This is a genomic window from Streptomyces sp. NPDC050164 (genome assembly GCF_044459945.1).
In the GTDB taxonomy this organism is placed as follows: domain Bacteria; phylum Actinomycetota; class Actinomycetes; order Streptomycetales; family Streptomycetaceae; genus Streptomyces; species Streptomyces coeruleorubidus_A.
Map to the genome: position 1 here is coordinate 67036 of NZ_JBITJK010000008.1, position 13413 is coordinate 80448.

General features: G+C 73.4%; 15 protein-coding genes. 9 read left to right on the plus strand and 6 right to left on the minus strand.

The features are described 5' to 3' along the window. Positions 1-77: 77 nt before the first annotated feature. Positions 78-1037 (plus strand): nucleoside hydrolase, encoded by a 960-nt coding sequence (locus tag ACIBNA_RS14565; RefSeq protein ID WP_399165559.1) that lies wholly within the window; start codon positions 78-80, stop codon positions 1035-1037. Between the two features lie 76 nt (positions 1038-1113). Here ACIBNA_RS14565 and ACIBNA_RS14570 read toward each other — a convergent pair whose 3' ends face one another. Beyond that, positions 1114-2046, minus strand: a complete 933-nt coding sequence (locus tag ACIBNA_RS14570; protein ID WP_399165560.1) for an LAETG motif-containing sortase-dependent surface protein — start codon at positions 2044-2046, stop codon at positions 1114-1116. A gap of 295 nt (positions 2047-2341) precedes the next feature. Here ACIBNA_RS14570 and ACIBNA_RS14575 point away from each other — a divergent pair, with 295 nt between their 5' ends. Together ACIBNA_RS14575 and ACIBNA_RS14580 are read left to right on the plus strand one after the other, a co-directional pair. After that, the gene (locus tag ACIBNA_RS14575; RefSeq protein WP_399165561.1) at positions 2342-4024 is read left to right on the plus strand and encodes a glycoside hydrolase family 13 protein; all 1683 of its coding nucleotides are present in this window, start codon (positions 2342-2344) and stop codon (positions 4022-4024) included. Between the two features lie 177 nt (positions 4025-4201). Then, a complete protein-coding gene (locus ACIBNA_RS14580) occupies positions 4202-4939 on the plus strand; it encodes a carboxypeptidase regulatory-like domain-containing protein (RefSeq protein ID WP_399165562.1) in 738 nt (245 codons plus the stop codon). On the opposite strand, the gene ACIBNA_RS14585 is transcribed toward ACIBNA_RS14580, so the two are convergent. Both ACIBNA_RS14585 and ACIBNA_RS14590 read right to left on the minus strand, forming a co-directional pair. Then, positions 4933-5418, minus strand: coding sequence for a hypothetical protein (locus ACIBNA_RS14585; RefSeq protein ID WP_399165563.1), 486 nt, complete (start codon positions 5416-5418; stop codon positions 4933-4935). The two genes, ACIBNA_RS14580 and ACIBNA_RS14585, sit on opposite strands and share 7 nt — an antisense overlap. 42 nt (positions 5419-5460) lie before the next feature. Next, positions 5461-5835, minus strand: a complete 375-nt coding sequence (locus ACIBNA_RS14590) for a DUF6479 family protein (RefSeq protein ID WP_399165564.1) — start codon at positions 5833-5835, stop codon at positions 5461-5463. Between the two features lie 140 nt (positions 5836-5975). Between ACIBNA_RS14590 and ACIBNA_RS14595 the strand changes: the two genes are divergently transcribed. From ACIBNA_RS14595 to ACIBNA_RS14605, 3 genes are all read left to right on the plus strand, one after another. Beyond that, positions 5976-6170: a hypothetical protein gene (locus ACIBNA_RS14595; protein ID WP_399165565.1), complete on the plus strand. Its 195-nt coding sequence runs from the start codon at positions 5976-5978 to the stop codon at positions 6168-6170. Next, positions 6167-6325 (plus strand): hypothetical protein, encoded by a 159-nt coding sequence (locus ACIBNA_RS14600; protein WP_399165566.1) that lies wholly within the window; start codon positions 6167-6169, stop codon positions 6323-6325. Before ACIBNA_RS14595 ends, ACIBNA_RS14600 begins: the two co-directional genes overlap by 4 nt. A 290-nt stretch (positions 6326-6615) precedes the next feature. Then, positions 6616-7029, plus strand: coding sequence for a DUF5994 family protein (locus ACIBNA_RS14605; protein ID WP_399165567.1), 414 nt, complete (start codon positions 6616-6618; stop codon positions 7027-7029). A gap of 9 nt (positions 7030-7038) precedes the next feature. On the opposite strand, the gene ACIBNA_RS14610 is transcribed toward ACIBNA_RS14605, so the two are convergent. From ACIBNA_RS14610 to ACIBNA_RS14620, 3 genes are all read right to left on the minus strand, one after another. Further along, positions 7039-7401, minus strand: coding sequence for a DUF1304 domain-containing protein (locus ACIBNA_RS14610; RefSeq protein WP_399165568.1), 363 nt, complete (start codon positions 7399-7401; stop codon positions 7039-7041). A gap of 170 nt (positions 7402-7571) precedes the next feature. Next, on the minus strand, positions 7572-8924 hold the full coding sequence (locus ACIBNA_RS14615; protein ID WP_399165569.1) for a glycoside hydrolase family 43 protein: 1353 nt from the start codon (positions 8922-8924) through the stop codon (positions 7572-7574). A gap of 226 nt (positions 8925-9150) precedes the next feature. Continuing rightward, complete coding sequence (locus ACIBNA_RS14620; RefSeq protein WP_399165570.1) at positions 9151-9726, minus strand: TetR/AcrR family transcriptional regulator; 576 nt, start codon at positions 9724-9726, stop codon at positions 9151-9153. 74 nt (positions 9727-9800) lie between these two features. Here ACIBNA_RS14620 and ACIBNA_RS14625 point away from each other — a divergent pair, with 74 nt between their 5' ends. The 3 genes from ACIBNA_RS14625 to ACIBNA_RS14635 all read left to right on the plus strand — a co-directional run bounded on the left by ACIBNA_RS14625 (position 9801) and on the right by ACIBNA_RS14635 (position 13388). Then, entirely contained in the window at positions 9801-11579 is a 1779-nt protein-coding gene (locus ACIBNA_RS14625) for an ABC transporter ATP-binding protein (protein WP_399165571.1), read from the plus strand. Between the two features lie 194 nt (positions 11580-11773). Beyond that, the gene (locus ACIBNA_RS14630; protein ID WP_399165572.1) at positions 11774-13171 is read left to right on the plus strand and encodes a glycosyltransferase 87 family protein; all 1398 of its coding nucleotides are present in this window, start codon (positions 11774-11776) and stop codon (positions 13169-13171) included. After that, positions 13161-13388, plus strand: a complete 228-nt coding sequence (locus ACIBNA_RS14635; protein WP_399165573.1) for a hypothetical protein — start codon at positions 13161-13163, stop codon at positions 13386-13388. Before ACIBNA_RS14630 ends, ACIBNA_RS14635 begins: the two co-directional genes overlap by 11 nt. Positions 13389-13413: the final 25 nt, after the last annotated feature.

Genomic DNA, 13413 nt, shown 5'->3' on the forward strand with positions numbered 1-13413 from the left:
AATCATCGCCGCCCCAGGCCGTAGGGTCGCGGGTGCCGCCCCGCCCGGGAGCGGCCGGAGCGGAAGGAGGCTCACACGTGACGGACGGTCAGCGTATTCCGGTGATCATCGACTGCGACACCGGCGTGGACGACGCCCTCGCCCTGCTGTTCGCCGTACGGCACCCGGCGCTCGACGTGCGGGCGATCACCTGCGTGGCCGGGAACACGGACGTGGACGGCGTGGTCCGCAACACCCTGACCGTGCTGGAGGTGGCCGGTGCCGGCGACATTCCCGTCGCCCGGGGCGCCGAGCGTCCGCTGATCGAACCCGTGCGGACGGCGCGGCATGTGCACGGGCAGGACGGGATGGGCGATCTGGGACTGCCCGCGCCGACCCGTGTGCCGGTCGACGTGGACGCGGTGACGCTGCTGCGTCGCGAGATCCTCGCCTCGCCCAGGCCGGTCACGCTGATTCCCACCGCGCCCCTGACGAACATCGCGCTGCTGCTGCGGACGCACCCCGAGGTGACCCGCAACATCGAGCGGATCGTGTTCATGGGCGGCGCGGTGGCGACCGGGAACGCCACGCCGGTCGCGGAGTTCAACGTGTGGCACGACCCGGAGGCGGCCGCGGTCCTGCTCACCGCGGGGGTGCCGATCACGATGTACGGGCTGGACGTGTTCAAGAAGGTCCTGGTGTCCGCGGGGGAGGTGGAGCGGCTGCGGGCGAGCTCGGAGCCGAGCCTGCGGATGGCCGGTGAGCTGCTTGCCCACCGGGACCCGGCCACGTCCGGTGATCCGACGCCCATGGGTGGGCTCGGAGACGCGGGTGCGGTCTGTGCGGTCGTCGATCCGAAGGGGCTGACCACCGAGTGCCTGCCGGTCGAGGTCGTTCTGGCCCCGGGGCCCGCGCGCGGCCAGACGATCGTCGACCGGCGGCCACGGCTCGGAGAGTCCGAGATCCACGAGGGTGTGCGTGAACAGCCCTTGGTGGACGTGGCGCTGGGCGTGGACGTGGAGCGGTACGTGGAGCTGTGGCTGAAAACGGTGGAGTAGGCCGGGGAGAGGCCGGCGGCCGTTCTGCCCTGGACAGATGGGGCCCGGGGTTCGAAAGCCCCGGGCCCCTCCGGCATCAACGCGTCGCGCGCTTCCTGCGGGTTGCGACCACCATGGCAGCGCCGCCCGCCAGCAGCGCCGCCGCGCCGATGGCGATCGGGCCCGTGCTGCTGTCGGCGCCCGTTTCGGCGAGGTCGCCGCCGCCGCCGTTCGGCTTGGGGGCCGGGGGCGTCGTCGACTCGGAGGCGGACGGGGTGGGGGTGTCCGTGTCCGTGGCGGGGGGCGTCGAGGGCTCGGCGGGTTCCGACGGGGTGGTCGGCGGCGTGCTCTCCTCGGCCGGCTCCGACGGGGTGGCCGGGGGCGTCGAGCTCGCCGGAGGCTCCGCCGGCGGGGGTGTCGTCGTGCAGTCCTTCGTGCCGCCGTTCCAGGCCGCGATCAGCTTGTCCTTGATGACCGGACGGTCGGGACCCTTGGGCAGCTCGCCGTGCTCGAAGCCGTCCTTCGCGTCGAGGTCGCCGTCGAACTTCACCGCGCCCCGGTAGAGGTCGATCTGCCCGAAGCAGCCGTTGTCCGGGATGGCGATGTCGAGCGAGTCGGTGCCGCCCGGCTTGACCGTCACCGTGTCGAAGTCGACGAACACCTGCTCGCCGGAGGTCGCGAAGGTCGCGCCGTGCGCGAGGTAGGAGGCCAGGGAGGCCGTGCACGTCGTCGCGTCACCGGCCGTGCGGACCTTGATGTGGACCTTGCCGTCCTCGGTCGGCTTCAGGTTCTGGTCGTCGACCTTCACCGAGTCGAAGAAGTTCGTGCCGTCGAGCGAGAACTGGCAGCGGTCGGTCCCGGTCTCCGTGCCCGCGCCGGTCCCGGGCTTGTAGGTACCGCCGGACGACCAGCCCTCGCCACCGGGCGTACCGGTGGCGAACGCGGTGGTGGCGGAGGCGGCGCAGAGGGCGAGGGCCGCGGCGCCCGTCCCCAGCAGGCGTCGCGCGGTGACACGTCTCGCTATGGACATGCGGATCCCATTTCTTGGCGTGTGCCGGAACCCGGGTGACGGCAGGTGGGCAGCGCGCAGCGCGCGGCTGCGGGGGCCGCACCGGGGTGAGTGGTCTGAGAAACACTGGGCTCATTGGTCACATGCGCCTCAGTGAGTCCCCATCGTGGCCGTGCCGCAGCAGGCTGTCAACCTGCGGGTATGCAAGAGGAGTTGCTCCGTCATCACACTTTCATCACAGCGGGAATGGATCACTCCGATCAACGCGACGGTTCCTCTTTCCGGCATTCTGGACAGATTCAATGCTGTCGCCCGTATGCCCTGCGAAGGAGACCGCGTGACCGATCGCTCCACCCTCGACCTGTCGTCCCGGGATCCCGACTGGTGGCGCCAGGCCGTCGTCTACCAGGTCTATCCCCGCAGCTTCGCCGACGCCGACGGTGACGGCCTCGGCGACCTGCGCGGCATCACCCGTCGCCTCACCCACCTCGCCGCCCTGGGCGTGGACGCCCTGTGGCTGAGCCCCTTCTACCCGTCCGAGCTCGCCGACGGCGGCTACGACGTCGCCGACCCCAGGGGCGTCGACCCGCGCCTGGGCACCCTCGACGACTTCGACGCCCTGGTCGCCGAGGCCCACCGGCTCGGTCTGAAGGTCATCGTCGACATCGTGCCCAACCACTCCTCGGACCAGCACGTGTGGTTCCAGGAGGCCCTGCGCTCGGGGCCCGGCTCGGCGGCCCGCGACCGGTACGTCTTCCGCGACGGCCGCGGCGAGCACGGCGAACTCCCGCCCACCGACTGGCAGTCCGTCTTCGGCGGCAGCGCGTGGAAACGGGTGCCCGACGGCCAGTGGTACCTGCACCTGTTCGCCCCCGAGCAGCCCGACCTCAACTGGGAGAACCAGGAGGTGCGCGCCGACTACCGCACCACCCTGCGTTTCTGGTCCGACCGCGGGGTCGACGGCTTCCGGGTCGACGTCGCCCACGCCCTCGTCAAGGACCTGAGCGAACCGCTGCGCGACCTCGGCGCGCCCGAGCTGAGCCGGGAGGAGGCCCTCATCGGCATGCCGCCCGGCTCCCACCCGTTCTACGACCGTGACGACGTGCACGAGATCTACCGCGACTGGCGCAAGATCCTGGACGCCTACCGCCCGCCCCGGATGGCCGTCGCGGAGGCGTGGGTGCCGGGCGCCCGGCGTGCGCTGTACGCCCGTCCGGACGAGCTGGGCCAGGCCTTCAACTTCGAGTACCTGGAGGCCGGCTGGGACGCGGACGAACTGCGGCAGGTCATCACCGACTCGCTCGCCACCGCCCGGGCGGCCGGGGCATCGGCCACCTGGGTGCTGTCCAACCACGACGTCGTCCGCCACGCCTCCCGCCTGATGCTCCCGCCCGGCACCGACCTCAACGCCTGGCTGCTCTCCGGCGGTCACGCCCCCGCGGTCGACGAGGCGGCCGGGCTGCGCCGGGCCCGGGCGGCCACCCTGCTGATGCTGGCGCTGCCCGGCTCGGCCTACGTCTACCAGGGCGAGGAGCTCGGCCTGCCCGAGGTCGCCGACCTGCCCACCGAGGTGCTCCAGGACCCGATCTGGGAGCAGACGGGCCACGTCCGCAAGGGCCGTGACGGCTGCCGGGTGCCGCTGCCGTGGACGACGACCGGACCGTCGTACGGCTTCGGGCCGGGCGGTGCCTGGCTGCCGCAGCCGTCCGGCTTCGCCGCCTACGCCGTCGAGGCCCAGGACGGCGTCGAGGGCTCGACCCTGGAGCTGTACCGAACGGCCCTGAAGCTGCGCCGCAAGCTGCTCGACGGCGAGGAGCTGACCTGGGCGGCGGACGCCCCGGACGGCGTCCTGCAGTTCGACCGCTGCGAGGGCTGGCGGTGCGTGACGAACCTGTCCGCGAGGGCGGTCTCGCTGCCGGCCGGTGAGGTGCTGCTGAGCAGCGCCCCACTGGAGGACGGCCGGCTCGGGCCGGACACGACGGTGTGGCTCGGGCGTTAGGCCCGGCCCTGGCCCGCCCCGCCGGCGACGGACGCGGGCGGGGCGAGCCCGTGCACCTCACCCCACGCCGGGCGTCCGCCACCCGCACGGCCCAGCAGCACGCGCCGCCTGCGGGTACGTCCCGCGAGAATCGCTGGCACAGTGCCGTCGACGTCCGCACAGGGAGCCCCGCCCGCCATGAACAGGTCCAGGAAGACAGCAGCCGTGGCGGGGGCCGTCGTCGCGGGGGTGCTCGCGTTCCCCGGCCCGCCGGCGGCGGCCCGGGACGGTGAGCTGTGGGGTGCCGCGACCATCGCGCCCGGCCGGGAGGGCATCGTCCAAGTCGCGGGTTCTCAGGGGGCGGCGCCGGGCGCCACGCTGACGCTGACGGCGCCCCGGGGCACCCGCGTGACGGCCACGCCGCTCGACGCGCCGGGCTACCTCGGCCGGGTCGCCGCCGACGGCCGCAGCGCGACGTACACCGTCACCGGCGACGCGGCCGGGCAGTCGTGGCGGGACCGTACGTTCCCCTTCGTGCTGGCGGTCCCCGCCGACGCCGTGCCCGGCACGCGGCTGCGCGACTGCGTCCTGCGGATCACCGACGCGCACGGCGTACGGCAGGCGGCCGGCCGGTGTGCCGTGACCGTGGGCCTGGCCGGGCCGACGCTGATCCGCCCGCTGTCCGGCGTGCCGCTGGACGTCCGGCCGCAGATCGCCGGTACGGCGCACCCGGGCGCCCGGGTCACCGTCCGTGACAAGGACGACCGCGAGGCCTGCGCGACCATCGCCGCCCCCGACGGCACCTGGACCTGCACCCCGGGTCCGGCGCTCCCGGCGGGCACCAACCGGCTGCAGGCGGTCGCCACCCTGAACGGGGTGAGCGCCATGAGCGAGCAGATCGACATCTCGGTGGCGGACGCCGGCGCCGGTCAGTAGCGCACGGACCGGGCCACCTCGGCCCGGACCTCGCCGGACAGGTCGTGGGTGCTGCGGGCGGTGGCCGTGGCGGAGTCGCCCGCCTGCACGTGCTCCACGGTGACGATGACCGTGTCGGTCAGCCGGCCCCCGGCGTCGGTGAAATCGACCTGGACGGCGAAGGACCTGGCTGAGTCGTCGGTGTTGTCGACGGTGACCTCGGCCCGGGCCCGGCCGTCGGCGCCGACGGTGGGCGCGCCGACCTTCACATCGCCCTTGACGTCGACGCCGCCCCGGATGTCGTCGAGCCGGCGCTCGGCCTCCGCCGCGGCCGACTCCGCCGCCTCGGAGGCCTGCGAGGCGATCGATCCGACTGCGGACTCCGCCTTGCGGGCGGTGTCCGCGGGGCTGTCGCCGCCGCAGCCGGTGAGCACGGCGGCCAGGGCGAGCGTCAGCGCCGCCCCGCCCGTCGCCCAGCGCGTCCGGTGGCGGGCAGCCATGTCGCCTCCCTGCCTCCCTTGTCCTACGGCGGCCTCACGGCATCACGTGTGTCCGAGGCCGCCGCCGCCGAAGGATCCGCTGGATCCGGGCAGCCAGCGGCGGGGCTTTTGGTCCTTGCCCGTCCTGGTGCTCGCGTGGTGCAGCTCATGGGGCAGCAGCCGCTCGCCGCCGCGCGGCACGACCGGCATCTCGTCGGGCTCCCGCATCTCCCGCATCTCACGGACCGGTCCGCCCTCCGGGAGGTGCGGCTGCTCCTCGGGGGAGGGGTGGTGCGTGTCCTTGTCCATGACCCGCATCCCGACCCGCACGGCCCAGATCAGCGCGAGGGCGATGACCGCCCCGCCGATGAAGGCGATGGTCACGGCGACCGCGTGATCCGAGGACGCCGCCAGCAGTCCATACGTTGCCGTAGTCATGCTCCGATTATCGCCGACGTAATGTGATAAAGCGCCCGCAATGTCCACACCTGGGCATACGCCCCGGACGCGCGGGCAACCTCCGCGGCGCCCGCGACGACCTGACGGTGATACCCCGTCCCCACACGAGGGAGATCACCATGCGCAGACACCTCGCACGGCTGCTCACCGTGCTCGCCGTCCTGGCGGCGGCGCTCGCCACCCCCGGCATGGCGAGCGGCAAGGCGCAGGCCGCCGCGTCCGCTGGGAGTCCGACGCCCCGGTCAGCGCCGCCCTGCGCGACCGGATCCACGCGGCGCTCAAGAAGCAGTTCGGCAAGTGGATGGCGGCCATGACCGAGAACGGCAAGGGCCACAACGCCTGGCCGTACACCGATGTCCCCGTCAACATCGTCGGCTGGGCGGTGAAGAACCGCTCCACCCTCCAGTGGACCGACAACTCCGTCGACATCCACACCGGCATCCTCGACAGCGGCGGCGCCCCGCAGTGAGCCCCGGACTGCGGCCGCTTCTTCCACCAGGACGGCGACTACTCGAAGTGCCCGGGCGGCGCCGCCCGCCACTACGACCAGTCGCTGTGGCTGACCAAGGGGTTCGGCGGCGGCGCGGGCGGCGACTGGGGGTCAGCGCATGGGCCAGGAGTACTGACCGACGCCGGGCGGCGTGGGCGGGCCCGGCACCCGTTCCGCCCTTCCGGGTACGGTGGAAGAACCGGGGGTATGCCGCAACCGGTGGCCTACGGTCCCCTGGCCACGCCCCCCCGTTCGCAGCAGGAGTCCTGATGACGTCCGCCTCCTCGCCCTCGCCGCCCTTCCCGGCACCCTCCGAGGTCCGGCTGAGACTCGCGGTCCAGCCGCGCCTCGGCCGCACGGCCCGCCGTATCGACGGCGCGTGGTGGCCCCGGTCCTACGACCTGGCCGCGGAACTGCCCGGGCTGCTGGCCGTGCTGCCGCGCGCCTGGGGCCGGATCAGCAGCGTCCTGGTCCACGGGAGCACCTGGCTCGACTGCCCGGAGCACCTGGACGTCGCCGGCCAGGAGGTCCACGTGGGCCGCAGGGACGCGCCGGCCACCCCGGACACCGTGTGCCTGCTCGCGCCCGGCCGGGGCCGCTGGGACCTGCTGGTGGTGCCGCCCGCGACGCCGGAGGCGGAGGCGGTCCGGCTCATGGACCGGGCCGTCACACAGGACGAGTGACGCCCTGCCCTAGTGCGCGAGCAGTACCAGCGCCAAGGCGACCAGCGCCGGGACGGTCTGGACGAAGAGAATCTTCCGGCTGGCGGTGGCCGCGCCGTACACCCCCGCGACCGCGACGCACACCAGGAAGAACACCGAGACCTGGAAGCCCACCGGGTCGGACGCCACCGCGCCCCAGAGCAGGCCCGCGGCGAGGAAGCCGTTGTAGAGGCCCTGGTTGGCGGCCAGGGCCTTCGTCCCGGCCGCGAACTCGGCGCTGGTGCCGAAGGCGGCGCGGGCCCGCGGAGTGGTCCACAGGAACATCTCCAGCACCAGGATGTAGGCGTGGAGGGCGGCGAGAGCCAGCACCGCGACGGTGGCGAGGGTCGACATGGGCCGCATCATCGCAGGCTCCCCCCCCGTCGTCCTCGTTCGGCCCTGCCCGGGAGGCGGAGCGGGGCGGCGGGTGGCAGATTGCGGGCAGTGGAAGGCCGGGCCGGGCCGTCGCGTCCCCGCGTGTGCCGCTCGGGAGCCCGGCCCGGCCTTCCCGCCCGGGCGGCAGGTCAGTAGCCGATCCGGAACGTCGCGTCCGCCCGGTCCGTGGCCGTGGAGACCGGGTCGATGCGCAGGGCGTAGCCGGAGTGGCGGATGTAGCGCGTCGGGTGGTTGTGCGAGCGGAACGACGTCCAGGCGGAGTCCGCGAGCCCGGGGGCCTTGTGGAACGTGGCGTCCTGGGCGAACGCCGACGTGCGGTCGTTGACGTCCAGCCGCAGCGCGTAGCTGTAGTGCCGCAGGTACCGGTCCGGGTAGTTGACCGACTGGAAGGACACCCCGGACGCGTCGGCGAGGCCGGGGACGAGCTTCCACTGGGCGTCGGTGTACGGGTCGAAGGGGTAGGGGTCGATCCGGCCCGCGAAATCGGCGTGGCGTACGTAGCGGTCCGGGTGGTTGTACGACTTGAGCCGGTTCCAGGCCGGGGCTCCCCAGTGCGCGAGGAGGTTGTCGTACTGCGTGCCCGTGAGCGGTGCGATGCTGCCGTGCTTGGAGTTCACCGGCTGGGTGTAGCGGCGCTGGTCGACCGGCGTCCAGTTGCCGGAGGCCAGGTCGGTGGTCTGCCAGGCGTAGAAGACGCCGTTGGGCGTGTAGGTGTCGCCCCAGAGGTACCAAGTGCTGGACGACAGCGACTTGACCAGGATCGGTGCCTCGGTGCCGCCGTGGGCCACCGGTGTGCTGAAGACCTGCCAGCTGCCCGGGGCGAGGGTGGCGGACCGGGCGCCGACCAGGGTCTGCTTCGAGCTGTTCTTGAAGTACATGTAGTTCGTGCCGCCGACGCCGAGGGCGAAACTGCCGTCGATCACGTCGTAGCCGGGGTCGAAGAAGACCTGCGGTGCGGACACCGTGCGGAAGTCGGTCGTGTAGTTGACCATCAGCACGTTGTGGCCGCTGGCGTTCACCGACGAGTAGACGATCCCGTACTGGCCGCGTGCGGCGTCCCAGAAGGCCTCCGGGGCCCAGCTGTGGGTGGTCATGCCGTGCAGCTTGAGCCTGCGGTAGCCGGTGAGGGAGCGCAGGTCGGCCGAGTCCCAGACGTGGATGTACTGGCTGTTGTAGCTCCAGTCGGTGCCCTTCAGGTCGGTGGCCAGCACGGCGAACGTGCCGTCCTGCTTGCGCAGCACGAACGGGTCGCGCAGGCCGCCGGCGCCCTGGGTGGGGGTGACGACCGGCTTGTTCTGGTTGAGCGGCGTCCACTCCAGGCCGTCGAGGCTGACGGCCAGGTGCAGGCCGTAGTCGGTGCCGAGCCCGTTCGGGGACTCGGTGAAGTAGCCCATCACGAACGCCGGGCCCGTCGCCGCGCCGGCCGGACCGGCGCCCAGGGCCAGATCGGCGGTCAGAGCGAGCGGCACGGTCGCGGCCATGCCGAGGACATGGCGGCGTGAGGGTCTGCGGGGGGTTCTGCGGGGGGCGGTCATGGCGGCTCGGCCTTCCGTCGGGGTACGGAGCGAAGCATGGCGAGTGTGTTCGATATTGCGAACGCAGTTCGGTAATTCGGCCAGACCGTAGGGCTGGGAGACCTGTGGCGTCAATGAGTCGGACGCGACGAAGAACTCCCCGACGCGCAAGGCGCTGTGGCGCGATGGCCCCCTAGGGCGCGATTGCCTTGCGCAGGGTGTGCAGGCACAGGGTCATGGCGGAGTGCTTGGAGGCGCCGGCGGTGCGGGTGTGTTCCCAGGCCGTGTACAGCAGCGCCCACACCAGGTTGCGGACCCACTCCTCGTCCAGCTCGGGGTCGATGCTGCCCTCGGCGTGGCCGCGCCGGACCGTGCGCAGGAAGTGCTCGTCGGCGGCGGTCTCCTCCTCCCAGCCGGACCAGTTCGCCAGCTGCGGTGTCTCGAACATCAGCGTGAGGCCGTCGCCGAGCTCGAAGTACTCCTGGCAGAGCCGCTCCAGGGCCTTGGCGGCCGGGCCGTCGTCGAGCCGGGCGCGCTCGGTCGCCGCCGCGACCTTCTCCAGGACGTCCGTGCCGATGGCCGCCAGCAGATCGGACCGCTCGGGGAAGTAGCGGTGCACGGTCGTACGCCCCACGCCCGCCGCCGCCGCGACGTCGCCGAGCGACGCGGTCGGGTCGGCGGCCAGCAGGACGACGGCGGCGTCGACGATGGCGCGCCGGGTGCGGGCCCGTGTGCCGCTCTCCGTCGCCGTGGTCCGGTCCTCACCCATGCGCATACGGTAGCGCGCCTTCCGTGGTGAAAATCGCTTGACCGTTATGGAACAGTGGTGCTCCACTCGGCATCATGACTGTTCCGGAAGGCACGTCCCGCAAGGTGTCCGTTCCGCGGCTGCGGATCCTCTGGTCGTTCGCCCGCCCGCACCAGCGCGCCCTGGCCGTGGCCCTGGTCCTCGCCCTCGTGGGATCCGGGATGGGGCTGGCCACGCCGATGGTCACCAAGGGAGTGCTCGACGCGCTCGGCGGTTCCGGCTCGATGCGGGGGCCGATATCGGCCCTGCTGTCGCTGCTGGTGGTGGGCAGCGCCGTCATGTACTGGCAGTGGACGCTGCTCGGCGCGCTGGGGGAGCGCGTGGTGCTCCGGGCCCGCGAGTCGATGGTGCGGAGATTCCTGCGGGCCACGGTGCCCGCCGTCACCCGGCGCCCGCCCGGCGAACTCGTCACCCGCGTCACCTCCGACACGGTCCTGCTGCACCAGGCCGCCACCGGTGCCCCGGTAGGCCTGATCAACGCCGTGGTCATGCTCCTCGGGACGCTGGTCCTCATGGCCGTCCTCGACCTGGTGCTGCTGGGCACGGTCGTGGCGGCCGTGGTGGTGGTCGGAGTCCTGTTCGCCGTCCTGATGCCCCAGATCGCCACCGCACAGCAGCGCGCCCAGGACCACCTGGGGCGGCTCGGCGGCAACCTGGAGGGCGCCCTGCGCGCGATCCGGACGGTGAAGGCCGCCCGGGCCGAGGACCGCACGGCCGAGCGCATCGTCGTCGACGCGCGCACCTCCGCCGAGCACGGCATCCGCGCGGTCCGCCGCGAGGCCCTGGCCTGGACGATCGCGGTGGCCGGCATCCAGCTCGCGATCATCCTGGTCCTGGGCGTGGGCGCCTGGCGGGTCTCCGAGGGGGCACTGGAGGTGTCCAGCCTGATCGCGTTCCTGCTCTACTCGTTCGGGCTGATGGACCCGATCAGCGAGCTCAGCCAGAACGTCACCGCGCTCCAGTCCGGGATCGCCGCGGCGGAACGGATCCGGGAGACCGCCGATCTCCAGACGGAGGAGGTGGAGCGGTTCGCGCGGGACGTCCCGGTGAGCGAGGCCGCCCTGCCGGGCACGCCCGTGCTGGAACTGCGGGACGTCACCGCGGCCTACGGCCCCGACGCCGAACCGGCGGTGCGCGGCGTCGGCCTGGTCGTCCCCCGGCGCGGGCACACCGCGATCGTCGGACCCTCGGGCGCGGGCAAGACGACCCTGTTCTCCCTGGTGCTGCGTTTCCTGGAGCCGACCGGAGGCGAACTGCTCCTGGACGGCCGCCCGTACCGCGACCTCACCCACGACGAGATCCGCTCGCGCCTGGCCTACGTCGAGCAGGACACCCCGATCGTGCCCGGGACGATCCGCGACAACCTGCTGCTGGCCCGCCCCGACGCGACGGACGCGGAACTGCGCCGGGTCCTGCGCGAGGTGCGGCTGGCGGAGAAGGTCGACGCCCTGGACGAGGGACTCGACACGCCCCTGTCCGGCGCGGCCGTCTCGGGCGGCGAGCGCCAGCGCATCGCGCTGGCCCGGGCCCTGTTGCGCACCCCGGACGTGCTGCTCCTGGACGAGGCGACGGCCCAGCTCGACGGGCTGACCGAGGCCGCCGTCCAGGAGTGCGTCCGCGCCCGCGCGGCTTCCGGGGCCGTCGTGACGATCGCGCACCGGCTGTCCACGGTGATCGACGCGGACACCATCGTGGTGATGGAGGAGGGGCGGGTCCGCGCGCGGGGCGGCCACGGGGAGCTGCTCGCCACGGACGCGCTGTACCGGGAGCTGGTGGAGGCCCTGCGGATCGCGGCGGACGCGCGGGCGGTGTGACCAGGAGGGCGGGATGGCGAACTCCGGGGCCGGCTCCGCCGTTCGGCCGAGGCAGTGGCTTGCGCGGTCGCGAACGGTGGCCGTTCGGCCGAGGTGGCGCGGCCGGGTCTGGCAGGAGATTGAGGGTCGGTCCTCGACCTCGTGACAGAGGTGAGTGAGGGCCCGTCCCTCCGCACTGTCACAGGAGTACGGCCATGGCCCTTCAGTTCCAGTCCGCGTCGAGCGCGCCGGCGGCAACCGCCCCGCGCGCGCTCCGTCACCGGGACGGCCTGCGACGAACTCCGCGCGGAACGCGCTGGGACGGTCTCTACTGGGCCGGATCGGCGGTGTTCGCGCTCGCGCTGGCCGCTGTGACGACGCTGCCCGCCCACCGGGTGTGGGGCGGGTGCGCGGCCGCCGGCTACGCGGTGGCGGCCGTCCTGGCCGCCCGCAGCCCGTACGCCTGGGGCCGGGCGAGCGCGCTCGCGGCGGTCGCGGGCTCGGTGCTGCTGCCGCTGGCGGTGCTGATGGTGCTGGGCACGGCCCAGCCGGAGGTCGGCGTCGTCGAGCACTCCGGCGACCTGCTGCTCGCCACCGGCAGCCCCTACGCCCCGCACCCGTCGCTCGTCGACGACTTCAACCCGTACCTGCCCGGCATGGCCCTGCTCGGCCTCCCCCACGCCCTCCTGGGCGACTCCCCGCTCACGGACGCCCGGTTGTGGTTCGCGGCGGTGTTCCTGGGCGCACTGGCTGTGGCGGCCCGCCCCGGGGGCGGCCGGGTGCGCAGGGCTGCGGCGGGCTTGGCGAAGCCGGGGCCGCTGCCGGCCGCCCGGCGTGGTCGCGGGGGTGCCGTCGCCCGCAGCGTGCGGGAGGTGCCGGCCGGGTCGGCGCTCTTGGCGGCGGACGCACGCACCAGCCCGGCCACCCCGGTCAACCCCGCGCTGCTGCTGGCCAGTTGTCCGGCCGTCGCCCTGGCCCTGGCGGTGGGCGGGGTCGATCTGCCGGTGATCGGGCTGATGTGTCTGGGGCTGGCCCTGGCGGGGCGGCGTGGTGGGGCCGTGGGCGCGGGGGCGGCGACGGGGGCCGCGGCGGCGCTGAAGTGGACCGCCTGGCCGCTGCTGCCGGTCGCTCTGGTGCTGATCGCGGTGACGAAGGGGCGCCGGGCCGCCGCCAGGGCCGCGGTGACGGCCCTGGCGGTGGCGGCGGCCGGTGTCGTGCCGTTCGCCCTCGTCGATCCGCACGCGTTCGTCGAGCACGTGGTGCTGTTCCCGCTCGGCGCGGCCGGCGCCGGATCGCCTGCGACCAGCCCGCTGCCCGGTCACCTGCTCGCCACCCATGTGCCCGGGGGCCGCGCCATCGCCGTGGCGGCGCTGGCGGCGACCGCCGTCGGGATGGCGGCCTGGCTCCTGGCCCGCCCGCCGCGCACGGTCGTCGCCGCGGCGGACCGCGTGGCGCTCGGACTGGCCCTGGCCATGTGCCTGATGCCGGCCACGCGCTTCGGCTACCTCGCCTATCCGCTGGTACTGGCCGTGTGGTTCCGCCGCGACCGGTCGGCACCCACGGCGGGGCGCACACCCGCACGCACCGAAGGAGACATCGGACATGCGGCATGACACGGGAAGCTGGAGCCCGCGGGCGCAGGCGAACAAGCACCTCATCCGGGTCGCCGCCCTGGCCGTGACGGCGCTGGTGGGGGCCCAGCTCCTCGCCTCGTGCGACACGAACGCACTGACGGCCGACCGGCATGTGAACTCGGTTGAGATCAACGGTGGTTGTGGACATTTCTGCCGCTGGTCGGCCGATTACCGATCATTCCCTGGGTGGATGTAAGGCGCATCCGCTTCCCGTGAAGATG

Excerpts from the sequence above, each read along its gene's own strand:
- ACIBNA_RS14580 (WP_399165562.1), top strand. The coding sequence starts at position 4,202 with ATGAACAGGTCCAGGAAGACAGCAGCCGTGGCGGGGGCCGTCGTCGCG.
- ACIBNA_RS14605 (WP_399165567.1), top strand. The coding sequence starts at position 6,616 with ATGACGTCCGCCTCCTCGCCCTCGCCGCCCTTCCCGGCACCCTCCGAG.
- ACIBNA_RS14575 (WP_399165561.1), top strand. The coding sequence starts at position 2,342 with ATGCCCTGCGAAGGAGACCGCGTGACCGATCGCTCCACCCTCGACCTG.
- ACIBNA_RS14615 (WP_399165569.1), bottom strand. The coding sequence starts at position 8,924 with ATGGCCGCGACCGTGCCGCTCGCTCTGACCGCCGATCTGGCCCTGGGC.
- ACIBNA_RS14590 (WP_399165564.1), bottom strand. The coding sequence starts at position 5,835 with ATGACTACGGCAACGTATGGACTGCTGGCGGCGTCCTCGGATCACGCG.
- ACIBNA_RS14635 (WP_399165573.1), top strand. The coding sequence starts at position 13,161 with ATGCGGCATGACACGGGAAGCTGGAGCCCGCGGGCGCAGGCGAACAAG.
- ACIBNA_RS14600 (WP_399165566.1), top strand. The coding sequence starts at position 6,167 with ATGACCGAGAACGGCAAGGGCCACAACGCCTGGCCGTACACCGATGTC.
- ACIBNA_RS14570 (WP_399165560.1), bottom strand. The coding sequence starts at position 2,046 with ATGTCCATAGCGAGACGTGTCACCGCGCGACGCCTGCTGGGGACGGGC.
- ACIBNA_RS14610 (WP_399165568.1), bottom strand. The coding sequence starts at position 7,401 with ATGTCGACCCTCGCCACCGTCGCGGTGCTGGCTCTCGCCGCCCTCCAC.
- ACIBNA_RS14630 (WP_399165572.1), top strand. The coding sequence starts at position 11,774 with ATGGCCCTTCAGTTCCAGTCCGCGTCGAGCGCGCCGGCGGCAACCGCC.
- ACIBNA_RS14585 (WP_399165563.1), bottom strand. The coding sequence starts at position 5,418 with ATGGCTGCCCGCCACCGGACGCGCTGGGCGACGGGCGGGGCGGCGCTG.
- ACIBNA_RS14620 (WP_399165570.1), bottom strand. The coding sequence starts at position 9,726 with ATGGGTGAGGACCGGACCACGGCGACGGAGAGCGGCACACGGGCCCGC.
- ACIBNA_RS14625 (WP_399165571.1), top strand. The coding sequence starts at position 9,801 with ATGACTGTTCCGGAAGGCACGTCCCGCAAGGTGTCCGTTCCGCGGCTG.
- ACIBNA_RS14595 (WP_399165565.1), top strand. The coding sequence starts at position 5,976 with ATGCGCAGACACCTCGCACGGCTGCTCACCGTGCTCGCCGTCCTGGCG.